The organism is Cedecea sp. AS113 (assembly GCF_037152415.1).
In the GTDB taxonomy this organism is placed as follows: domain Bacteria; phylum Pseudomonadota; class Gammaproteobacteria; order Enterobacterales; family Enterobacteriaceae; genus Cedecea.
On the sequence record NZ_JBBCMI010000082.1, the window covers coordinates 1 to 210 of the forward strand.

The following is a 210-nucleotide window of genomic DNA, read 5'->3' on the forward strand; positions in this document are numbered from 1 at the left end:
TGTACGGTCCGGGGACATCGTGAACACTTGTTCGGGGACATGGTAGACACTTACAACTAAGGCATAAGAACCCGTTTATGGAGCCGCTTATGCCGTGGGATGCGAGAGATACCATGTCATTACGTTCTGAGTTTGTTCTGCTCGCCTCGCAGGACGGGGCGAACATTCGTCTTCTGTGCCGTCGCTATGGCATTTCTCCTGCCACTGGCT

1 pseudogene is annotated in these 210 nt (G+C 53.3%); it reads left to right on the forward strand.

The features are described from left to right. Nucleotides 1–89: 89 nt before the first annotated feature. Nucleotides 90–210: pseudogene (locus tag WFN87_RS24110) on the forward strand (IS481 family transposase); the annotation flags it as partial.